At 55.7% G+C, this 22,242-nt stretch carries 17 protein-coding genes, 5 tRNA genes and 3 rRNA genes; 9 read left to right on the top strand and 16 right to left on the bottom strand.

Features of this window, described 5'->3' with window-relative positions:
- Positions 1–4: 4 nt before the first annotated feature.
- From flgA to OQ248_RS18140, 4 genes are all read left to right on the top strand, one after another.
- Complete coding sequence (gene flgA, locus OQ248_RS18155; protein WP_119429788.1) at positions 5–766, top strand: flagellar basal body P-ring formation chaperone FlgA; 762 nt, start codon at positions 5–7, stop codon at positions 764–766.
- A gap of 194 nt (positions 767–960) precedes the next feature.
- Entirely contained in the window at positions 961–1,287 is a 327-nt protein-coding gene (gene flgM / locus OQ248_RS18150; protein WP_085711005.1) for a flagellar biosynthesis anti-sigma factor FlgM, read from the top strand.
- 48 nt (positions 1,288–1,335) lie between these two features.
- Positions 1,336–1,803: a flagellar protein FlgN gene (locus tag OQ248_RS18145; protein ID WP_114884859.1), complete on the top strand. Its 468-nt coding sequence runs from the start codon at positions 1,336–1,338 to the stop codon at positions 1,801–1,803.
- A 95-nt stretch (positions 1,804–1,898) separates the two neighbouring features.
- Positions 1,899–2,633 carry a flagellar brake protein gene (locus OQ248_RS18140; protein ID WP_114884861.1) on the top strand — a complete coding sequence of 245 codons (735 nt, stop codon included), beginning with the start codon at positions 1,899–1,901 and terminating at the stop codon, positions 2,631–2,633.
- Positions 2,634–2,708: 75 nt separating this feature from the next.
- On the opposite strand, the gene OQ248_RS18135 is transcribed toward OQ248_RS18140, so the two are convergent.
- The 4 genes from OQ248_RS18135 to OQ248_RS18120 form a co-directional block, all read right to left on the bottom strand.
- Positions 2,709–4,079 (bottom strand): MFS transporter, encoded by a 1,371-nt coding sequence (locus OQ248_RS18135; protein ID WP_265813506.1) that lies wholly within the window; start codon positions 4,077–4,079, stop codon positions 2,709–2,711.
- A 68-nt stretch (positions 4,080–4,147) separates the two neighbouring features.
- Entirely contained in the window at positions 4,148–5,389 is a 1,242-nt protein-coding gene (locus OQ248_RS18130; RefSeq protein ID WP_170931624.1) for a glutamine synthetase family protein, read from the bottom strand.
- Positions 5,390–5,608: 219 nt separating this feature from the next.
- Positions 5,609–6,301 (bottom strand): HAMP domain-containing sensor histidine kinase, encoded by a 693-nt coding sequence (locus tag OQ248_RS18125; protein WP_085711010.1) that lies wholly within the window; start codon positions 6,299–6,301, stop codon positions 5,609–5,611.
- Positions 6,298–7,902 carry a tetratricopeptide repeat-containing response regulator gene (locus tag OQ248_RS18120; RefSeq protein ID WP_265813505.1) on the bottom strand — a complete coding sequence of 535 codons (1,605 nt, stop codon included), beginning with the start codon at positions 7,900–7,902 and terminating at the stop codon, positions 6,298–6,300. Before OQ248_RS18120 ends, OQ248_RS18125 begins: the two co-directional genes overlap by 4 nt.
- Positions 7,903–8,128: 226 nt before the next feature.
- Between OQ248_RS18120 and OQ248_RS18115 the strand changes: the two genes are divergently transcribed.
- The gene (locus tag OQ248_RS18115; protein WP_265813504.1) at positions 8,129–9,508 is read left to right on the top strand and encodes a lysozyme inhibitor LprI family protein; all 1,380 of its coding nucleotides are present in this window, start codon (positions 8,129–8,131) and stop codon (positions 9,506–9,508) included.
- A gap of 162 nt (positions 9,509–9,670) precedes the next feature.
- On the opposite strand, the gene rrf is transcribed toward OQ248_RS18115, so the two are convergent.
- From rrf to OQ248_RS18085, 6 genes are all read right to left on the bottom strand, one after another.
- Positions 9,671–9,786, bottom strand: a 5S ribosomal RNA gene (gene rrf / locus OQ248_RS18110).
- A 148-nt stretch (positions 9,787–9,934) separates the two neighbouring features.
- Positions 9,935–12,825, bottom strand: a 23S ribosomal RNA gene (locus OQ248_RS18105).
- A gap of 245 nt (positions 12,826–13,070) precedes the next feature.
- Positions 13,071–13,146: transfer RNA gene (locus OQ248_RS18100), tRNA-Ala, on the bottom strand.
- 30 nt (positions 13,147–13,176) lie between these two features.
- Positions 13,177–13,253 (bottom strand) — tRNA-Ile (locus OQ248_RS18095).
- An 81-nt stretch (positions 13,254–13,334) separates the two neighbouring features.
- Positions 13,335–14,871: ribosomal RNA gene (locus OQ248_RS18090) — 16S ribosomal RNA — on the bottom strand.
- The 16S, 23S and 5S rRNA genes sit together here with 2 tRNA genes alongside, the layout of an rRNA operon.
- 885 nt (positions 14,872–15,756) lie before the next feature.
- Positions 15,757–15,833: transfer RNA gene (locus tag OQ248_RS18085), tRNA-Arg, on the bottom strand.
- Positions 15,834–16,130: 297 nt separating this feature from the next.
- Between OQ248_RS18085 and OQ248_RS18080 the strand changes: the two genes are divergently transcribed.
- Positions 16,131–16,358 (top strand): hypothetical protein, encoded by a 228-nt coding sequence (locus OQ248_RS18080; protein WP_248742483.1) that lies wholly within the window; start codon positions 16,131–16,133, stop codon positions 16,356–16,358.
- A gap of 20 nt (positions 16,359–16,378) precedes the next feature.
- The gene (locus OQ248_RS18075; RefSeq protein ID WP_085709730.1) at positions 16,379–16,558 is read left to right on the top strand and encodes a PA3371 family protein; all 180 of its coding nucleotides are present in this window, start codon (positions 16,379–16,381) and stop codon (positions 16,556–16,558) included.
- Here the strand turns inward: OQ248_RS18075 and phnN are convergent.
- Positions 16,533–17,102: a phosphonate metabolism protein/1,5-bisphosphokinase (PRPP-forming) PhnN gene (gene phnN, locus OQ248_RS18070; protein ID WP_265813503.1), complete on the bottom strand. Its 570-nt coding sequence runs from the start codon at positions 17,100–17,102 to the stop codon at positions 16,533–16,535. The two genes, OQ248_RS18075 and phnN, sit on opposite strands and share 26 nt — an antisense overlap.
- A 389-nt stretch (positions 17,103–17,491) precedes the next feature.
- Between phnN and OQ248_RS18065 the strand changes: the two genes are divergently transcribed.
- The gene (locus OQ248_RS18065) at positions 17,492–17,818 is read left to right on the top strand and encodes an Arc family DNA-binding protein (protein WP_003178899.1); all 327 of its coding nucleotides are present in this window, start codon (positions 17,492–17,494) and stop codon (positions 17,816–17,818) included.
- 113 nt (positions 17,819–17,931) lie between these two features.
- Here OQ248_RS18065 and mgtE read toward each other — a convergent pair whose 3' ends face one another.
- Positions 17,932–19,374 carry a magnesium transporter gene (gene mgtE, locus OQ248_RS18060; protein ID WP_085709728.1) on the bottom strand — a complete coding sequence of 481 codons (1,443 nt, stop codon included), beginning with the start codon at positions 19,372–19,374 and terminating at the stop codon, positions 17,932–17,934.
- Positions 19,375–19,693: 319 nt separating this feature from the next.
- Here mgtE and OQ248_RS18055 point away from each other — a divergent pair, with 319 nt between their 5' ends.
- A complete protein-coding gene (locus tag OQ248_RS18055) occupies positions 19,694–20,212 on the top strand; it encodes a cell envelope protein SmpA (RefSeq protein WP_265813500.1) in 519 nt (172 codons plus the stop codon).
- A gap of 19 nt (positions 20,213–20,231) precedes the next feature.
- Here the strand turns inward: OQ248_RS18055 and OQ248_RS18050 are convergent.
- The 4 genes from OQ248_RS18050 to OQ248_RS18035 form a co-directional block, all read right to left on the bottom strand.
- Positions 20,232–20,308: transfer RNA gene (locus tag OQ248_RS18050), tRNA-Arg, on the bottom strand.
- 107 nt (positions 20,309–20,415) lie between these two features.
- Positions 20,416–20,506 (bottom strand) — tRNA-Ser (locus tag OQ248_RS18045).
- Positions 20,507–20,568: 62 nt separating this feature from the next.
- Positions 20,569–20,757, bottom strand: a complete 189-nt coding sequence (csrA, locus tag OQ248_RS18040; RefSeq protein WP_002554426.1) for a carbon storage regulator CsrA — start codon at positions 20,755–20,757, stop codon at positions 20,569–20,571.
- Positions 20,758–20,944: 187 nt separating this feature from the next.
- A complete protein-coding gene (locus OQ248_RS18035) occupies positions 20,945–22,186 on the bottom strand; it encodes an aspartate kinase (RefSeq protein WP_007951048.1) in 1,242 nt (413 codons plus the stop codon).
- Positions 22,187–22,242 lie beyond the last annotated feature (56 nt).

The raw sequence follows: 22,242 nt of genomic DNA, 5'->3' as shown, positions 1-22,242 counted from the left end.
TCGTATGAACATTCAAACGACATTTTTCCGACGCCTGACATCCCCTATCCGCAGAGGACTTTGCGCGGTGTCTGCCGCTTGCCTGTTTTTCGCGGGCAGCCCTGCCAGTGCTGATGCGGTTACCTTGCCTGACATGCTTATCGGCGTCACTCAGGGCTTTCTTGAATTCACCGTAGAAGACTATCTGGCTACCAGTCAAACAGAAGGGCGTTATGAAATCGAGGTCAAGCAGCTCGATCCGCGCATGCGCATGCCTATGTGCGACAAGGAATTGACAGCGTCCCTGGAGAGTCCGGGGCGTCCTTTGGGTCGTGTGACCGTCAAGGTCCGCTGTGAAGGCGCCTCCCCCTGGACCGTGTTCGTACCCGCTCAAGTCCGCCTGTTTCGCCCGGTCGTGACCACCACTCGCCCGCTCAAGCGCGCCGGCATCATCGAGCCCCAGGACGTGACCCTGCGCGAGCATGATGTCAGCCTGATCAACCAGGGCTTTCTGACGTCGGTGGATGAGGCGATCGGGCAGAAATTGACCCGACCAACGGTCGCCGATCAGGTGATTACCCTTGTGCATCTGGAACAGGCGGAAGTCGTTCGCAAAGGTGATCAAGTGGTGATTACCGCCCGTAGCGGCACGCTGTCCGTGCGCATGCCGGGCGAGGCGCTGTCCAATGGCGGCCTGAAAGAACAGATCCGAGTGAAAAACCTCAATTCCCAGCGGGTCATCAAGGCGCAGGTCATGGCGCCGGGCCAGGTGGAAGTGGCAATGTGAGCAACGACTGGAGCAATGACAGGAAAGCCTCGTGAGTGATCGCGCAGAAAACTGGCGCCAACCTGAGCTGTTCCCTAAACTGTGCCGCAGCAGGATCTGTGCGGCGCATGCAGGCTCATTGGTAAAAGAGCCTAAAGTTTTCCAGGGGATGGCCGAGAACATGGCAAGCGTCCAAATTCCCAGAGGTTTTTAACATGGTCATCGATTTCAGCCGTTTGAACAGCTCCTCGTCACTTACGGGCAGTACACGTACCAGCGCGCCCAAGGAAACCGCCGAAACCGGCACTTCCGCGCCGCTGAATACCCCGGCCGAACAGGCCAGTACCGCAAAAAGCGGGGAATCGGTACACCTCAGCAATGAGGCTCAACAGTTGCAGAAGGTCACTGACAAGCTGCGCGATCAGCCTGCCGTCGACAAAGCCCGTGTGGCCGAGTTGAAAGCAGCGATTGCCGATGGCAGCTACAAAGTCGACAGCAACCGTGTAGCCAGCAAACTGCTCAACTTCGAAGCCCAGCGCTAGGCCTCGGCCTGCGCCAGGCTTTTGGACGCTTAAAACCCAAGGCCAGCCATGCACGACACTACTTTATTGCAACTGATCACCGACGACTTTGCTCCAGCTCAACAACTGCTGGAGTTACTGCATACCGAGTCCCTCGCCTTGCACGGTCGCGACATGCCCCTGCTGGAAGAAATTCTGGCGCGCAAACAGGCATTGATCATTCTGCTCGAGCAGCATGGCCGCAAGCGCAGCGAAATCCTCGCCAGCCTCAATCTGTCGCTCGACCGCCAGGGCCTTGAACAACTGGCCAGCCAGTCGAGCATCGGCGATCAGTTGCTAAGCCAGAGCGATGTCCTGACTGACCTGATCGCCCAGTGCCAGGCGGCCAACGTCAAGAATGGCCAGTCGATCGTGATGCAGCAGGCCGCCACGGCCAATCAGCTGAAAATCCTCACCGGTGGCGAGCCTCCCGCGCTCTACGATGCCAGCGGCACCTTCTCCAAACTGCAGAAACCGCGCGCGCTCAGCCAGGCGTGATGCTTTCTTCCATGCTTGCGCCCTATCAACGCGCGATACATGCTGGCAAAATACTGGCCAGTCGTAGTCAAAATTTGTCTGGAGATTGATTTAACGTGTCCAATGATGACGCTCCGCAGCCCCCAAAGGTGCTTACCACGCCCCTGGAGATCTCCAGCAATCTGCGCCAGCTGCAAGAGAGCCACGATCCGCTGATCATCACCTTTCACGAGCGCAGCCAGCGCTTCCAGAGCTACCTGATCAAGGTCGACCGGGAAACCGCGACCATTGCCCTGGACGAAATGATCCCGCGCGATGGCGAGCGCTTCCTGCTGGCCGGCGAACCCTTCAAGGTCGAAGGTTTCCACGAAGGCGTGCGCATCGCCTGGGAATACAACGGCACGCTGGACATCAAGGAATCCGACGGTGACCGCTTCTATGTCGGCGAGATGCCCACCGAAGTGGTCTATCACCAGCGCCGCAACGCCTTCCGCGCCGCACTGAAGCTGACCGATCTGGTGAGCGTCGAACTGGGCGGCGAAAAGCTCAAATCGCCAATCGGTGGCAAACTGCTGGATATCTCCGCCACCGGCTGCAAGCTGCGTTTCGAAGGCGATATCACCGACCGTCTGCAACTGGGCCAGGTCTACGATCGCCTGATCGCCCCGCCGCTGTTCGGCAACCAGCCAGCGGCGGTCGAGCTGCGTTACCTGCACTTCGAAGAAAAACTCAACATCACCTTTGCCGGCCTGCGCTTTCACAACATCAGCGGCCCGGCAGCGCGCAACGTCGAGCGTTTCGTCTATCAGCTGCAACGTGAAGCACGGCGCTTCGACAAAGACGATCTCTGATTCGCATGCACCATGAAAAACGGGCAGTCCCTTGCGGTGACTGCCCGTTTTTTTATGCCTTGTGTTTTTTCAGGATCAGGGCCTGGCGCCACTGATGTCCGGCGCAGGATTGTCGTTGCCGGCATCCGGCTCAACAGGTGATTCAGGTTCAGTGGCAGTTTCGGGTGCCGGTTCAGGTGCAACCGTGGTCTGCATCTGCTCCTGCACCACTTGCTCGTCGACCCGTGGATCGAGCGCCGCCACCAGAGGTGAACTGGACATGCTGTCCGGCATCGCCACGTGATGCAGCGGTGCGTCGTCGACCTGGTGCAGATTGGTCACGGCTTTCGGCCGGATGCGCCACACCAGCACCAGCGCGAAAAAGGTGAAGAACGCATACAGGCTCTGGCTGCCGAACATTTTCATCAACACGCCGGCGAGCAACGGCCCGATGCTGGCGCCCACTCCGTAGGTCACCAGCAGCATCGCCGTCAGCGACACCCGCCGATCGCCTTCGACATGGTCGTTGGAGAACGCCACGGCCAGCGGATACAGGCAGAACTGCACCAGTGAACACAGGAAGCCGACGACGAATAAAATCTCCAGCGGCACCTGCGGCATGATCGCCAGTGGCAATGCGGCTATAGCCAGAAACCCGGCGAAGCAGCGGATCAGCAAGGCCCGGTCATAACGGTCGGACAACCAGCCCAACGGCCATTGCACCAGCAGCCCGGCAAAAATGCAGGTACCCATGAACAGACCGACCTGTTCGGTGGACAACCCCTGCTGCGATGCATACAGCGGTGCCAGACCGTAGAACGAGCCGATGATCAACCCTGCCCCGAGCACCGTACTCAACGACTGCGGCACGCGCTTGATGAAGAAGCGCGGCTCCATCGGTGCCGGATGCAACGGCGCCGGGTGAATCCGCCGGGTGAGTGCCACCGGCACCAGACACAGGGCGAAACACAGGGCAACCAGCATCAGCAGTTCCAGGCCCAGGCCCGGGTGCATGACCAGAATCAGTTGACCGAGCACCAGCCCCAGATACGAGGCAATCATGTAGCCGCTGAACACCACGCCGCGCTGGTTGGCGTCGGCCTGCTCGTTCAGCCAGCTCTCGATCACCATGTACTGGCACATCATGCCGAGGCCGACGATGGTCCGCAGCACCAGCCAGGCCGGCAGCCAGTCCACCAGACCATGACCGAGCACCGCCGCGCCGACGATCCCGGCACACGCCGAGTAGGCACGGATATGCCCGACCCGGGCAATCAACCGGTGACCGATCTTGCCGCCCAGCACCAGACCGAAATAGTTGGCCGCCATCAGCGCACCGACCCACAGTCCGTCGACATGGTCGGCCGCAAGACGCAACGCCAGATAAGTAGAAAGAAGGCCCGAGCCGATCAACATCATCAGCGAGGCGAAATACAGCGCTCGAAAGGATTTCCAGATTTGGCGCATCGGCGTTCCGAGCGGCTCCTTGCGGTGAGTGTCGGGCTATCGAACGATAGCCCGATGACGACATTTCGTCAGGCCTGGGCTGCCAGAACGCGCCGTTCCCAGGGGGTGATCTCATCAAAGAAACTGGTCAGTTCCATAGTCTTCGAAGCGATGTAGCCTTCGATGAACTCCTTGCCGAACAGTTCCTTGGCCAACTGGCTGCGCTTCAGACGCTCGAGCGCGGCGTGCAACGTACACGGCAGCGAAAGATTGTCCGGCACTTCGAATTCACCCTGGATCGGCGCACTTGGCTCCAGCTCATGCTCGATGCCGTGCAGACCGGCTGCCAGGCTCGCGGCAATCGCCAGGTACGGGTTGGCATCGGCGCCCGGCAAACGGTTCTCGACCCGACGGGCGACCGGAGAACTGGCCGGAATCCGCAGACCCGCCGCGCGATTGTCGTGGGACCAGCAAGCATTGTTCGGCGAGGCAAACGGATGGCACAGGCGCTGGTAGGAATTGACGTTCGGCGCAAACAGCGCGGTGAAGTCCGCCATGCCCGCCTGCTGCCCGCCGATGAAGTGGCGGAACATCGCGGTCGGCTGACCGTTCTCGTCGCTGAACACATTCTTGCCGCTGCCGATCTCGACGATGCTCTGATGGATGTGCATCGAACTGCCCGGCGTGTGCGCCAAAGGCTTGGCCATGCAGACCACGGTCAGGCCATGCTTGAGCGCGACTTCCTTGAGCAGATGCTTGAACAGGAATGTCTGGTCAGCCAGCAACAGCGGATCACCGTGCAACAGGTTGATCTCGAACTGGCTGACGCCCATTTCGTGCATGAAGGTATCGCGCGGCAGGCCCAGGGCCGCCATGCATTTATAGACTTCACTGAAGAACGGTCGCAGACCGTTGTTGGAGCTGACGCTGAACGCCGAGTGACCGTCCTCGCGACGACCGTCAAGGCCGACCGGTGGCTGGAATGGTTGCGTCGGATCGGTGTTCGGGGCGAACACAAAGAATTCGAGTTCAGTCGCCACTACCGGCGCCAGGCCGAGGGCCGCATAACGGGCAATGACCTTCTTGAGCTGGCCACGGGTCGACAGGTTGGAGCTCTCGCCGGTCAGCTCATCGGCATCACAGATGGCCAGCGCACGCGGCTCCTGGCTCCACGGTAGAGGATGGATCTGCGCAGGATCGGCCACCAGCGCGAGGTCGCCGTCATCGCTGCCGTAGAACCGTGCAGCGGGATAGCCCCCCATGATGCATTGCAGCAGCACCCCCCGGGCCATCTGCAAACGCCGCCCTTCGAGGAAACCCTCGGCGGTCATTACCTTGCCCCGTGGCACGCCGTTCAAATCCGGCGTGACACATTCAATTTCATCAATGCCCGTCAATCGCTGCGCGAGTGAACGCTGGCCATCGGTTGTCATGACGCAATCCTTGTTATTGTGCGAGCCGCGAACGGCGACCCGGACAAAATAGGCTTCAGCTGTTCGGAATATCAAGCAGCGGCCAACAAAAAGAATGCCTGTCGATGAATTCGTGAATCAGGGCAAGTAAATACTGAATACGCCGCCACCCAATGGCCCGCCATTGCGGATCTCGGTACGACCGCCGACACCGTTGCGCTGATGCAGTGCCGCGATGCGCCCGGCGAAGTACAGACCGAGGCCGGTACTGCCGCTGCTGTGATTGATGCCCTGCACATAATCGGCCTGACGCTCGAGCATCTCGACCGGGTAACCGTCGCCGTCGTCGTTGATGCTCAACACCAGTTGCCCGGCCTCGTCGCTGACGGTGATCAGCAGCGATTCACGGGCATAGCGGATCGCATTGTTGATGCAGTTGCCGAGCACCGAGGCGATCAGTTCACGATCGAAGAAACCCAATGGACTGAGCGGGTCGACTTCGTAAGTTGCGACAATGCCGCGACTGGCGAAAACCTCTTGATGGGCCGCCAATTGCGCCTCGATGAAATCGTCCAGTTCGTGATAGGCCGGCTGCAACGGCATCTGGTTGACCCCGAGCTTGTACAGCCCGAGCAACTGCACCAGCATGCCGTTGAGGTGGGCGAACTCGAAGTCGATCACGCCCTGCTCCGGCACCTGACGCTGGTCTTCGGGCAGGCGCGCCAACCATTGGCTGTGTGCCTGCATCAGCATGGCCAGAGAGTTCTTCATGTCGTGCACGGTGGAGGCGATCACCGTGGAAAAATCCAGTGCCTGCTCGTCTTGGTTCATTCGCCAAACGCCTTGCTTTTCAGCTTCTGATAACGCGGATAACGCGCGTCGGTGTCGGGCATCAGGCCCACCAGTTTCAGGCAGGCCCGACATTCTTCCAGCTCCGCAGACGGCACACTGGTGTCGGTGCCATGCAGCAGCGACTGCGCCATGTTCAGCGCAATGCTGATGTTCTTCGGTTGCATCTTCAGCGCCTTGCGGAACACCTCGCGGGCCTCCACCAGATTGCCGGTCTTGTACACGCGCACGCCTTGACGGTTGAGGTCGGCGGCGGCATTACTGGAACTGAGAATAGTCGGGTCGTCGGTGAGCTTGGCGATGTCTTTCATCACCGTCGGGTCATCGCCGTAGATTTCCGCACAGCTCTTGAGCATCGACGTGCCCGCCTCGGCCTGCCCCAGCATCTGCAATTGCTTGGCGACCAGCAGCGCCGCCTCGGGACTCATGAACTGCTCCATACCGTCGAGACGCATCAGCGCTTGCTCGGTGAGCTTCTCGGCGGTCTCGGCGTCGTTGAGCAACAGACTGGTGGCCTTCATCAGGCGCGCGCGAATCTGCAGGCCTGGATCGGTCGGGTTTTCCTTGGCCACAGCACTTAGGGTGGTATTGATCTCCAGCCGCGTGCGGGTATCGAGGCCCTTTTCGCTGCCCTTGCTGATCAGCGCATGGGCAAGACCCAGGTTGCTTTCCGGATCCTTGAAGCGCGACTGCGCCCCCTGCGCCACAGCCTGACGGTAAGCCCGCGACGCCGTGTCGAAATCCTCGTTGGCCATTGCCAGTTTGCCGAGCAACGCTTGCCGGCGTACCGCCAGTGGCGACAGGCGAATCGCCTCTTCCAGCGTCCGCTGTGCGCCTTTGGTATCACCTTCGGCCACAAGAACATCTGCCATGCCGTCGTACAGCGCCGGCATCATCGGAAACACTTTCAGGGCTTTTTCATACACGCCTTTGGCCTGGGCCACCTGACCGCGCTTGAACAGCAACTTGCCCAGTCCGGCAAAGGCCCACGGCAACGGCCGATCGGCGATGATGCTGTCATACAAACGCTCAAGTGCTTCGTTCTGATTCATGTCGCGCAAGGCATCGGCGCGGTAGCGCAGGCACAGCGGCGAATAGCGGATGTCCTGCTTGCACAGGGCGATACAGGCGTTGAGCACCTCGACCGGTTTACCACGGTCAAGGGCCTGCAGAATCGGCTTGAGCAGGGTTTTGCGCTGCTCCAGACGCTCCAGACGTTGAGCCAGGCCAATCCGGTTGAACGGCTTGGTCAGATAGGCGTCCGGCTCATGCTCCAGGGCACTGAGTACCATCGCCTGGCTAGTCTCTGCGGTGACCATCACAAACACGGCTTCGTGGCTGATCAGCTTTTCCATCATCAGGTCTTCCAGCACCTGCTGACCGTTTTTCTTGCCGTCACCCAGGTGGAAGTCCTGAAGGATGAAATCGTAGGACTTCTGCGCGCACATTTTCAGCGCCTGCTCACCGGTGTCGGCGGTGTCCACGTCCTTGACGCCCAACTCGCGCAACATCGAGCGTACGGAACTGCGGAAATCCGAGAAATCATCGACGATCAGAAAACTCTTTTGGTGATACGACAGCATCGAGGATTTCCAGACAATTGAAGTAGAAGAACCGAGGGCTTTCACAAGCGCGCAGATGATAACTGGAGGCTAAATGCTATCAAGCGATTTCATGCGCAGCCGATGAGATTGCAAGTGCCGATCGGGTTATCGGCCAGAAGTGACGTTCTCTGAAGCAGACACTTCAAGATTCCTTATGCAACAACTGGCCTGCTCGGCTGCTCCCCCCTCATAAAAGGCTTGGATCGTGTACATCAAAGGACGCTACATCGTGTCCGCCGGTATTCTGCTGTTTCTCCAGCAGGCAATGGCGACCGGAATGGACTGCACAAAAGCGGTAAACACCGTCGAAAACACTATTTGTGCCGATAAAGGGCTATATGAACTGGATGCGCAAATGGGAGTGGTTTATCGGGGATTGATGAAAAACCCCACTGATAAACTGCCGGACCTCAAGCGTACTCAACGGCTTTGGCTGAAAGCACGGAACGAGTGTGTCGACAACATTTCGTGCCTCGGGCAAAGCTATCGTGAACGCTTGCAGTTGTTGCAGGCGCAGTGGAAGGAAGCTGTTGTCTACAAACCGAATGAGATCGACCAAGAGGTTCTGGAGGATCTGCAAAAGAACATCCGGGCGGCAAACAAAATCGATCCGGAGTTTGCGCTGGAGCGAGCACTCGACGCCCTGACGATCAAAAATGGCCAGACCTCATTTTCTGCTGAGCCTGATGACGATCAATACTCCGAAAAAACGCACTTCCCCAAGACCGCTCCCAAAGGCGTTAGCCAGAGCGAATGGAGCGCCTTGCAAGCCTCGAACCTGGATGCCGACACCGAACTCGGTCGAACCTCGTTTACCTTGCTTGATCTGGATGGCGACGGTCATCGCGACCTGATTGTTCAGATTTATACAGGCGGTACGGGGCTGTTCACGTTCATCGAAACCTACCGCCGTGATGGCGATAGATTTATCCGCAGAACAGCCGCGCTCGGTCAGGAATCAGTTGCCGGCAGTTCGCTGTACTCGATCAATGATCGCGGTGCCAATCAATCAGTGAGCTGGATCAGCATTCGCGGAAAGGTTTACGTCGCCTATCGTGACAGTGGATATGGTGTTGATCAGGTCTACCTGCTCAGCCCTCTGCAAATCAACCGCCAGGTACCTACCGTCAAAGTTCGCTACCGCTATCAACTGCACATTCCACTCACACAGCAGCATGAAGTCAGCAACACCACTTACAAGCTGAAGCCTGAATTGCAACGTGCACTCACCCAAGGCTTGGTCGGTATGGATCAAGTGCCATCCGATTCCACGCAGGAGAGGCAGCCGATTTGCCCCATTCCTCCGTCAGCCAAAGACGTTGAGGAGTATTACAGCTATGGCGCGGGCTATTACGCCATAGAATCGGTGGCTGACTTCCCGGTGATTATTGGCACCGAATGCTTTATTGCAAGATTGAACAATTGGTTCGGAACCTACAGCGAAAAACGCGGATTATTTGGGCAGCTGACCTTGCGCAAGCCAGGTTCGGGAGACGAGGAGCGTAGCTTCGAGGTCAACGGACGCCGACGCATTATCGAGATCAGTACTTCGATTGGCGAAGTCGGAGGCGGCGCCGCAGAATAATCTGTGAAGCGCACAATAAAAAAGCCCCGTCAGGTCATCCTGCGCGGGGCTTCTTTAAGCGAGAAACCTTGGCCAGGTCTAAATGGGTTAGCAGAAACAGAAACTTTCCTGCGGGCAAAACAAAACCCCAACTGCTTTCGCAATTGGGGTTTCGGAATTTAATCTTGACGATGACCTACTCTCACATGGGGAAACCCCACACTACCATCGGCGATGCATCGTTTCACTTCTGAGTTCGGGATGGGATCAGGTGGTTCCAACGCTCTATGGTCGTCAAGAAATTCGGGTACTGACTCGTGGCCGGATGGCCTCGCTTCAGCAAATTGGGTATGGATAGTTTTCGGTGTTTTGTGAACTCGAACTTTCGGTTCTTGCGTCTTCACACACCGCAATCTGGCCTTTCGACGCAAATTGCTTGGGTGTTATATGGTCAAGCCTCACGGGCAATTAGTATTGGTTAGCTCAACGCCTCACAGCGCTTACACACCCAACCTATCAACGTCGTAGTCTTCGACGGCCCTTCAGGGAACTCAAGGTTCCAGTGAGATCTCATCTTGAGGCAAGTTTCCCGCTTAGATGCTTTCAGCGGTTATCTTTTCCGAACATAGCTACCCGGCAATGCCACTGGCGTGACAACCGGAACACCAGAGGTTCGTCCACTCCGGTCCTCTCGTACTAGGAGCAGCCCCTCTCAAATCTCAAACGTCCACGGCAGATAGGGACCGAACTGTCTCACGACGTTCTAAACCCAGCTCGCGTACCACTTTAAATGGCGAACAGCCATACCCTTGGGACCGGCTTCAGCCCCAGGATGTGATGAGCCGACATCGAGGTGCCAAACACCGCCGTCGATATGAACTCTTGGGCGGTATCAGCCTGTTATCCCCGGAGTACCTTTTATCCGTTGAGCGATGGCCCTTCCATACAGAACCACCGGATCACTAAGACCTACTTTCGTACCTGCTCGACGTGTCTGTCTCGCAGTCAAGCGCGCTTTTGCCTTTATACTCTACGACCGATTTCCGACCGGTCTGAGCGCACCTTCGTACTCCTCCGTTACTCTTTAGGAGGAGACCGCCCCAGTCAAACTACCCACCATACACTGTCCTCGATCCGGATAACGGACCTGAGTTAGAACCTCAAAGTTGCCAGGGTGGTATTTCAAGGATGGCTCCACGCGAACTGGCGTCCACGCTTCAAAGCCTCCCACCTATCCTACACAAGCAAATTCAAAGTCCAGTGCAAAGCTATAGTAAAGGTTCACGGGGTCTTTCCGTCTAGCCGCGGATACACTGCATCTTCACAGCGATTTCAATTTCACTGAGTCTCGGGTGGAGACAGCGCCGCCATCGTTACGCCATTCGTGCAGGTCGGAACTTACCCGACAAGGAATTTCGCTACCTTAGGACCGTTATAGTTACGGCCGCCGTTTACCGGGGCTTCGATCAAGAGCTTCGCGTTAGCTAACCCCATCAATTAACCTTCCGGCACCGGGCAGGCGTCACACCCTATACGTCCACTTTCGTGTTTGCAGAGTGCTGTGTTTTTAATAAACAGTCGCAGCGGCCTGGTATCTTCGACCGGCATGGGCTTACGGAGCAAGTCCTTCACCCTCACCGGCGCACCTTCTCCCGAAGTTACGGTGCCATTTTGCCTAGTTCCTTCACCCGAGTTCTCTCAAGCGCCTTGGTATTCTCTACCCAACCACCTGTGTCGGTTTGGGGTACGGTTCCTGGTTATCTGAAGCTTAGAAGCTTTTCTTGGAAGCATGGCATCAACCACTTCGTCGCCTAAAGGCAACTCGTCATCAGCTCTCGGCCTTAAGATCCCGGATTTACCTAAGATCTCAGCCTACCACCTTAAACTTGGACAACCAACGCCAAGCTGGCCTAGCCTTCTCCGTCCCTCCATCGCAATAACCAGAAGTACAGGAATATTAACCTGTTTTCCATCGACTACGCTTTTCAGCCTCGCCTTAGGGACCGACTAACCCTGCGTCGATTAACGTTGCGCAGGAAACCTTGGTCTTTCGGCGTGGGTGTTTTTCACACCCATTGTCGTTACTCATGTCAGCATTCGCACTTCTGATACCTCCAGCAAGCTTCTCAACTCACCTTCACAGGCTTACAGAACGCTCCTCTACCGCATCACTTACGTGATACCCGTAGCTTCGGTGTATGGTTTGAGCCCCGTTACATCTTCCGCGCAGGCCGACTCGACTAGTGAGCTATTACGCTTTCTTTAAAGGGTGGCTGCTTCTAAGCCAACCTCCTAGCTGTCTAAGCCTTCCCACATCGTTTCCCACTTAACCATAACTTTGGGACCTTAGCTGACGGTCTGGGTTGTTTCCCTTTTCACGACGGACGTTAGCACCCGCCGTGTGTCTCCCATGCTCGGCACTTGTAGGTATTCGGAGTTTGCATCGGTTTGGTAAGTCGGGATGACCCCCTAGCCGAAACAGTGCTCTACCCCCTACAGTGATACATGAGGCGCTACCTAAATAGCTTTCGAGGAGAACCAGCTATCTCCGAGCTTGATTAGCCTTTCACTCCGATCCACAGGTCATCCGCTAACTTTTCAACGGTAGTCGGTTCGGTCCTCCAGTCAGTGTTACCTAACCTTCAACCTGCCCATGGATAGATCGCCCGGTTTCGGGTCTATTCCCAGCGACTAGACGCCCTATTAAGACTCGCTTTCGCTACGCCTCCCCTATTCGGTTAAGCTCGCCACTGAAAATAAGTCGCTGACCCATTATACAAAAGGTACGCAGTCACAGAACAAAGTCTGCTCCCACTGCTTGTACGCATACGGTTTCAGGATCTATTTCACTCCCCTCTCCGGGGTTCTTTTCGCCTTTCCCTCACGGTACTAGTTCACTATCGGTCAGTCAGTAGTATTTAGCCTTGGAGGATGGTCCCCCCATATTCAGACAAAGTTTCTCGTGCTCCGTCCTACTCGATTTCATGACTAAGAGATTTTCGCGTACAGGGCTATCACCCACTATGGCCGCACTTTCCAGAGCGTTCCGCTAATCTCAAAGCCACTTAAGGGCTAGTCCCCGTTCGCTCGCCACTACTAAGGGAATCTCGGTTGATTTCTTTTCCTCAGGGTACTTAGATGTTTCAGTTCCCCTGGTTCGCCTCTTGCACCTATGTATTCAGTGCAAGATAACCATCTTGTGATGGCTGGGTTCCCCCATTCAGACATCTCCGGATCAAAGTCTGTTTGCCGACTCCCCGAAGCTTTTCGCAGGCTACCACGTCTTTCATCGCCTCTGACTGCCAAGGCATCCACCGTATGCGCTTCTTCACTTGACCATATAACCCCAAGCAATCTGGTTATACTGTGAAGACGACATTCGCCGAAAATTCGAATTTCTCAACTAAGAGAACTCACAAATTTTACCTTAGCCTGATCCGTTACCAGTGAAAGTAACGTTCAGTCTATCTTTCTATCACATACCCAAATTTTTAAAGAACGAACTAGTCAAAGACTAGAAATCAACATTCACCATCAAATCGATGGAATGCTCATTTCTAAGCTCTTACTTCAGAAGCAGTAGTGGTGGAGCCAAGCGGGATCGAACCGCTGACCTCCTGCGTGCAAGGCAGGCGCTCTCCCAGCTGAGCTATGGCCCCGTATTTCTACAGGCGTTTCCCACACAAAATTGGTGGGTCTGGGCAGATTCGAACTGCCGACCTCACCCTTATCAGGGGTGCGCTCTAACCAACTGAGCTACAGACCCAATTTCGGGCTGCTTCTTTCGTCTTCTTCAATGAATCAAGCAATTCGTGTGGGAACTTATGGAGCAGCTGATGTCGTCGATTAAGGAGGTGATCCAGCCGCAGGTTCCCCTACGGCTACCTTGTTACGACTTCACCCCAGTCATGAATCACACCGTGGTAACCGTCCTCCCGAAGGTTAGACTAGCTACTTCTGGTGCAACCCACTCCCATGGTGTGACGGGCGGTGTGTACAAGGCCCGGGAACGTATTCACCGCGACATTCTGATTCGCGATTACTAGCGATTCCGACTTCACGCAGTCGAGTTGCAGACTGCGATCCGGACTACGATCGGTTTTATGGGATTAGCTCCACCTCGCGGCTTGGCAACCCTTTGTACCGACCATTGTAGCACGTGTGTAGCCCAGGCCGTAAGGGCCATGATGACTTGACGTCATCCCCACCTTCCTCCGGTTTGTCACCGGCAGTCTCCTTAGAGTGCCCACCATAACGTGCTGGTAACTAAGGACAAGGGTTGCGCTCGTTACGGGACTTAACCCAACATCTCACGACACGAGCTGACGACAGCCATGCAGCACCTGTCTCAATGTTCCCGAAGGCACCAATCCATCTCTGGAAAGTTCATTGGATGTCAAGGCCTGGTAAGGTTCTTCGCGTTGCTTCGAATTAAACCACATGCTCCACCGCTTGTGCGGGCCCCCGTCAATTCATTTGAGTTTTAACCTTGCGGCCGTACTCCCCAGGCGGTCAACTTAATGCGTTAGCTGCGCCACTAAGAGCTCAAGGCTCCCAACGGCTAGTTGACATCGTTTACGGCGTGGACTACCAGGGTATCTAATCCTGTTTGCTCCCCACGCTTTCGCACCTCAGTGTCAGTATCAGTCCAGGTGGTCGCCTTCGCCACTGGTGTTCCTTCCTATATCTACGCATTTCACCGCTACACAGGAAATTCCACCACCCTCTACCATACTCTAGCTCGCCAGTTTTGGATGCAGTTCCCAGGTTGAGCCCGGGGATTTCACATCCAACTTAACGAACCACCTACGCGCGCTTTACGCCCAGTAATTCCGATTAACGCTTGCACCCTCTGTATTACCGCGGCTGCTGGCACAGAGTTAGCCGGTGCTTATTCTGTCGGTAACGTCAAAATTGCAGAGTATTAATCTACAACCCTTCCTCCCAACTTAAAGTGCTTTACAATCCGAAGACCTTCTTCACACACGCGGCATGGCTGGATCAGGCTTTCGCCCATTGTCCAATATTCCCCACTGCTGCCTCCCGTAGGAGTCTGGACCGTGTCTCAGTTCCAGTGTGACTGATCATCCTCTCAGACCAGTTACGGATCGTCGCCTTGGTGAGCCATTACCTCACCAACTAGCTAATCCGACCTAGGCTCATCTGATAGCGCAAGGCCCGAAGGTCCCCTGCTTTCTCCCGTAGGACGTATGCGGTATTAGCGTTCCTTTCGAAACGTTGTCCCCCACTACCAGGCAGATTCCTAGGCATTACTCACCCGTCCGCCGCTGAATCCAGGAGCAAGCTCCCTTCATCCGCTCGACTTGCATGTGTTAGGCCTGCCGCCAGCGTTCAATCTGAGCCATGATCAAACTCTTCAGTTCAAACATCTTTGGGTTTTTAAGAAACCCTAAACTTGGCTCAGCAATCGTTGGTTACATCTTTGATTTCTCGCGGAGTAACTTGTGATGCTGATAATCTTGTTGACTATCAGTCTGACTCCACAAGCACCCACACGAATTGCTTGATTCAGTTGTTAAAGAGCGGTTGGTCAAGATCTTTCGTCTCAACCGAGGCGCGCATTCTACAGCAGCCTCATTTGCTGTCAAGTGATTATTTTCAGAAGTTTTCGAAGATTTCTTCAACAACTTCAACCACTTGCGCTTCCGATCTCTCGTTAGCGGGAGGCGAATTCTACAGCGTTACACGCCGCTGTCAACACCTCTTTTTCTCCGCTTTCGATCGAGAAGACCGAACCGTTGAAAGCACCAGAAGAACCGGCATTTCCAACTCTTTCCAGGCTTCGATGATCTGAAGCAGCCCGCCATCGAAACCTACATAACTCATTGAATCTCAAGGAGTTTTCCGTTTCGACTGCGCCGGAAGTGGGGCGAATTATAGAGACTCAGAATCTGCCGTCAACCTTTAATTTTGTTTTTCTATCAATCAGAAGCCCAGCACTGTCGAAAGATCCAAATATCAGCGCGCATTCAGCGCAACGAGCAACCGTACCCAATGCCCCCCCCTCATGCTCCTCTATATATAGAGAGAAGAACATTCGGGCTCCATGAAAACGCAAAGCCAAGCAATACCCATCGAACCGACTGCATTACAAGACAGGAAGCTGAGGATCAGTTCAGAAGCAATGATCCACCCACAAGACGCAACCAGCCCGCGCCGCTTCAGCAAATCAAAGAAATATGAAAACAACAGAAAGCGATAATCAACCGTGAGGCCGGCGGACATCAACAAAGAAGGTTTTGTATAGATGGTGTCCCAGGGCAGGTTCGAACTGCCAACCTTCCCCTTAGGAGGGGGATGCTCTATCCAATTGAGCTACTGAGACACACGCGTTGTCGCTTGCAGACGCTGCGCGACGGACGGCGAGCATGTTAACGGCCGAACCTTGATTTGTCATGTCGTCCGTATGGCATTTTAAGTGTAGGCAGGTGCCCCGCAATCTCGAAGGGCAATTTACCGTGCAATTTGCATCATCTCAAAATAACCGTCATTGCACATTGCAATGCGCCATTTTTTAAGATGCCTCTTAAATGCTTGTTTTTAAAGGACTTAACAGCGGTTAAACTGTTGGCATGACGACTGCTTCGCCTGTTCTGCAGAAGAACGATCGGAGATCAGCCTCATGAACCGCACCCTCTTGCTTGCAAACGCGATCGCTTTAGCGATTCTGGTGGCTTTTCACTTTGCCCCCGAGAGCACTGAACCGGTTGCACAGCGTATGCCGCATTACTTGCAGGTACAAAAGGCGCCACAGTGGGCAGTGCTGAGTGACCAGGGCAGCCACTCACAGGAAGTCAGCGCGCCCCTCGAGACGTCGCAAGCCAAATCGATCGATCGCCTGGTGTTTTGATTCATCTTCAGGAGTACAGCATGTCCAAGTCAGCGGCAGGATTTTTGATCCTCGCCTTTTTGAGCGGCGCCCTGCATTTTTCGCTGTTCGAACAAACCGAAGTCACCCCGCCCCTGATCGGTTGCGCCGTTTTTGCAGTGCTGTTCTTGCTTGCACTGGCAGCCGGCCGCAAGTTCAAATTTGATCCGGTACTACGTTGAGCTTCACCCACTCCACAAAATGATCAGCGGCCACCGCCAACTCGCCAGAGTTATCGAGCTGGAACACAGGTCTACTGATTGACCTCCTTTCCAGGAACAAGGTGTTGCGAGCAAGCCTGGCATCGATTTGCTCAAGCGTCTCTCGTCCACGCTTAAGCAGACGCTCCCGCAACACCTCTTCCCTGACTGTCAACAAAACCGGCAACAACGTCGGATAATCCTCCAGCGCTTGACGCAGATTCGCGCGCGATCCGTTTACCAATACGTGGCGCCCGGTTTTCAACCACTGGTCCATTTCAGCAGGAATACCATAGGAGAGTCCGTTCGCCCGCCATGACAATGAAAACTCACCGGCGCGTCGGCGTCGATCAAACTCCTCAGGAGTGACACTGAGCGCATCCTCCCCCACAGATTCCGCCGACCGAGTAATGACGCGACGCATGACCTCACAATCCAGCAGATGCAAACGCTCACGCACAGCCTCGATGAGACTGTCCTTGCCCGAGCCGGATGGCCCCATCAGATAAATAAGCTTGCCATCCATCCTGAAAACGCCCCCCAGCAGGTGCACGCCCCTAGTAAATCGGCCATTTGCCACTATCCTGTACAAGGTAAGGAACAAGGATTCTAGCCGCATAGCATGCACGGTCTGGCGCCTTCGGGCATCAGCTCCTGCACATCAGGACGCGGTCAGCGATACGGGCCGACGCATTCTTTTCAAACCAGTCCGCATTTCTGATAATTGGTGCTGGCATTACGCCTTTACCCGGATCAATATTTGTCACAGAATTGACGCCAATGATCTGGCAATTTTGAGGCATGATGCGAGCCTCTTAACAATTCAGGTTGAACCATTTGGCGCGGATGCTTGTCCTACGACTCATCCTGCGGCCAATCCCGAGAACCGCTCCCCTGAACTAACCGGTTAAATATATGCGCCCATTGAAACAGGCAATTTATTCCAGCCGTACGGCTGACAAGTTCGTCGTACGCCTGCCAGACGGAATGCGTGAACGCATTGCCGAGGTGGCTCGCAATCATCATCGCAGCATGAACTCCGAGATCATTGCGCGCCTTGAGCAGAGTCTTATTCAGGAAGGCGCACTGGGCGAAGAGCTGAGCATGCGCCTCGACAGCCCGGAGCTTTCGCTGCACGAACGCGAGTTACTGCAACGCTTCCGTCAACTCTCCCATCGCCAGCAGAACGCACTGGTTTCTCTGATCGCCCACGACGCCGAAATGGCCGCAGACGCATCCTGAGTCAAATCGAATATCTCAAGCCAGCATGAATGCTGGCTTTTTTTTGCCCGCAATCCGGGATTTCAAGGACGAAAAAAAGCCCGCCAATCGGCGGGCTGTTTCGATACAGGAGATCAGAGCAGGAAAATTGTCGCCAACCCCAGGAAGATGAAGAAACCACCACTATCGGTCATGGCCGTAATCATCACGCTGGCCCCCATTGCCGGGTCTCGCCCCATCTTGGCCAGCGTCATGGGGATCAACACCCCCATCAACGCCGCCAGCAACAGGTTGAGCGTCATCGCTGCCGTCATCACCACGCCAAGCGACCAACTGCCGTAGAGCATGTAAGCCACTACACCGATCACTCCACCCCAGACCAGACCGTTGATCAACGCAACGGCGAGCTCCTTGCGCATCAGACGCGAAGTATTACCCGTGCTGACCTGATCGAGTGCCATGGCGCGAACGATCATGGTGATCGTCTGGTTGCCGGAGTTGCCGCCGATACCCGCCACAATCGGCATCAGAGCGGCCAGCGCCACCAGCTTCTCGATCGACCCTTCGAACAGGCCGATCACCCGCGACGCGACGAACGCGGTGATCAGGTTGATCGCCAGCCACGCCCAACGGTTGCGCAGAGATTTCCAGACGGAAGCGAAAATATCTTCCTCTTCCCGCAGACCCGCCATGTTGAGGACTTCGCTTTCGCTCTCCTCACGAATCAGGTCGACCATTTCGTCGATGGTCAGACGGCCAATCAGCTTGCCGTTCTTGTCGACCACCGGGGCCGAGATCAAGTCGTAACGCTCGAATGCCTGTGCGGCGTCGTAGGCATCTTCGTCCGGGTGGAAACTCACCGGATCACTGGCCATCACTTCGGAAACCTGTTTCTCCGGATCATTGACCAGCAATCGCTTGATCGGCAGCACACCCTTGAGTACGCCGTCGTAATCGACCACGAACAGCTTGTCGGTATGACCCGGCAGCTCTTTGAGACGGCGCAGGTAACGCAGGACCACTTCGAGACTGACATCCTCGCGAATAGTCACCATCTCGAAGTCCATCAGCGCACCAACCTGCTCCTCGTCGTAGGAGAGAGCCGAACGCACGCGCTCGCGTTGCTGCTGATCCAGAGTCTCCATCAGCTCATGGACGACGTCTCGCGGCAGCTCGGAGGCCAGGTCAGCAAGTTCGTCGGCATCCATGTCCTTGGCGGCAGCCAGGAGCTCGTGATCGTCCATGTCGGCGATCAGCGTTTCACGAACGGAGTCGGATACTTCGAGAAGAATGTCGCCGTCGCGATCAGCCTTGACCAACTGCCAGAGCGTCAGACGATCGTCCAGCGGCAGGGCTTCAAGAATGTAGGCAACGTCGGCAGAGTGCAGATCATCGAGCTTGCGTTGCAGCTCGACGAGATTTTGCCGGTGGACCAGGTTCTCGACCCGGTCATGATGTGCGCCTTCCTGGCGATGAGTCAGGTCTTCGACGACCCGTTGGCGCTGCAGCAGCTCAACGACCTGAGCCAGGCGATCCTGCAGGCTTTCCTGTGTTTTCTTTACTTCGATTTCGGACATAGGCGAACTCCACTCCCAGCAGCGGGGCACGCCGGAAGGATCAATCAGTCAATTCATGATTGGTAAAACGGGGTACTGAGTAACTACTGGGTAAGTCCATGGAGGTTTTCCATAAGCCCCGGCGGGGCTGACGGGCGCAATGATACACCGCCTGACGGTTTTAAACGTTAAAAATCTAGGCTGAAACAAGCGCTTGCGAGACAAAGCTGAGCACTGTCCTGACTCTTCAGACTCGGACGACTCATCCTGAAAAGAAAACACACCGGCGGTGAAAAAACTGCCGACTACGCTTGAAAGGGATCGTCATGGAGGACGCCGAATGCCATCGAAAACATCCCGATTCATGCTGACCGCCCTGCTCTACCTCCCGTCCATAGGGAACACAACGACACTTCACCGCTGCGAAGCTGCTGACGGCAGCCTCACATTCACGACGCTGAGTTGCGCGAACAATGAGCGCCTTTTACTTCAAGAGGTACGCCCCTACTCGCCCGGCTCGACAGTGGCATTGATACCCGAAGCCCGACACGAAGAAATATCCGGCATGAATATCAGAAAGCGAGAAATGGCCGTCGTAGGTCGGACACAAGACAAATGCGGAGATCTGATCGACGCACGACAGAAGCGCGAAGCAATCATCAATCAACGAATCATCGCCGGCATGAGCCAACAGGATGTTGAAAGCGCCCTGGGCAAGCCTGACAAGATCAGCATCCGCAATTCGGCAACGACTTATCGTTACGACCTCAAACGAGGCCGCAGTGCTCAGGTCGATTTTGATGAGAAAGGATGCGTGACAGGAAAACTCAAATCCCGGACAGCAAAAAGCCCGCGTTAAACGCGGGCTTTCTGGTATATGGTGCACTCGACAGGATTCGAACCTGTGACCGCTCGGTTCGTAGCCGAGTACTCTATCCAGCTGAGCTACGAGTGCATTTGTTGCGCCGCATTATAGCCCGTCTAATCTCTATTCCAACCACTTTTTCTATTAATTTCAACAACTTACAGAAAAAGCCAGATTACAACGTACTAAGCAAATAATGGCGGAGAACGGGGGATTCGAACCCCCGACACCCTTGTGAGGTGTACTCCCTTAGCAGGGGAGCGCCTTCGGCCACTCGGCCAGCTCTCCGCAACACGGGGCGTATCTTAACTAACCTTTTCCCCGTTTGCAAACATAAAAATCAATAAAAATTAATGACTTGGTTCTTCGTCCTTCTCTTTCTTTATACGCAGGTAGATTTCCTCACGGTGCACGGCGACCTCTTTCGGGGCATTGACGCCGATACGCACTTGATTTCCTTTGACGCCGAGCACGGTCACGGTGATTTCGCCATCACCGATAATCAGGCTTTCTGCGCACCGACGAGTCAGAATCAGCATACCTTTCTCCTCACGCGAATCATTTCAGGGACAACAGTCTGCAAAAAAAAGGCACCCGACCTACAACCGGAGCGATCGTAGCCCTACATGCCTGAGTATTGACCAGCGCGAGCAAAAGAACAGTTCAGGGCTCGCGCCATTCAAAAAATAAAGGGCGCGGTCAGACCGCGCCCTTCATTGACCAGGATTACTCGCCCTGACGGGCCGGAGCATCCAGTTCGAAAGCCGTGTGCAGGGCGCGCACAGCCAGCTCCAGGTACTTCTCTTCGATCACTACGGAAACCTTGATTTCCGAAGTCGAGATCATCTGGATGTTGATGCTTTCCTTCGCCAGGGATTCGAACATGCGGCTGGCCACGCCTGCGTGTGAACGCATGCCGACGCCGACGATCGAGACCTTGGCGATCTTGGTGTCGCCGACGACTTCACGGGCACCGATCTCGCGAGCGGTGTTTTCCAGCACGGTCTGCGCGGACTGGTAGTCGTTGCGGTGCACGGTGAAGGTGAAGTCGGTGGTGTTATCGTGCGCGACGTTCTGCACGATCATGTCGACTTCGATGTTCGCGGCACTGATCGGGCCGAGAATCTTGAACGCCACGCCCGGGGTGTCTGGCACGCCACGGATGGTCAGCTTGGCTTCATCGCGGTTGAAAGCGATGCCGGAAATGATCGGCTGTTCCATGGTTTCCTCTTCATCAATAGTAATGAGGGTGCCCGGACCCTCCTTGAAGCTGTGCAGTACGCGCAGCGGAACGTTGTACTTGCCGGCGAACTCCACCGCGCGGATCTGCAGCACCTTGGAACCGAGGCTGGCCATTTCCAGCATCTCTTCGAAGGTGATCTTGTCCAGACGCTGAGCGACCGATACCACACGCGGGTCAGTGGTGTAGACACCGTCGACATCCGTGTAGATCTGGCACTCGTCAGCCTTCAACGCAGCGGCCAGCGCCACGCCGGTAGTGTCGGAACCGCCACGACCCAGGGTCGTGATGTTGCCGTGCTCATCGACACCCTGGAAACCGGCGACCACAACCACGCGACCTGCTTTCAGATCACCGCGAATCTTCTGGTCATCAATCTGCAAGATACGCGCTTTATTGTGCGCACTGTCCGTCAGGATCCGTACCTGGTTGCCGGTGTACGACACCGCCGGCACACCGCGCTTGATCAGCGCCATGGCCAACAGGGCGATCGTCACCTGCTCACCGGTGGACACGATCACGTCCAGCTCCCGCGGAACCGGCTGATCTTCGCCACTGATTTGCTTGGCCAGATCGATCAGACGGTTGGTCTCGCCGCTCATTGCAGACAGCACAACCACCAGGTCATCGCCGGCATCGCGGAATTTCTTAACCTTGTCGGCGACCTGCTCGATTCTCTCGACAGTGCCGACCGAGGTGCCTCCAAATTTCTGTACGATCAAAGCCATTTCAAAGCCGCCTCTGCCCATGAAGGGCGCCCAATAATCACTCGAACAGCCGCCGG

The sequence above is a fragment of the Pseudomonas sp. COW5 genome, assembly GCF_026240005.1.
In the GTDB taxonomy this organism is placed as follows: Bacteria; Pseudomonadota; Gammaproteobacteria; order Pseudomonadales; family Pseudomonadaceae; genus Aquipseudomonas; species Aquipseudomonas kribbensis.
Note: the sequence above shows the minus strand (reverse complement) of the source record. Positions and strands in the feature narration are given on the sequence as shown.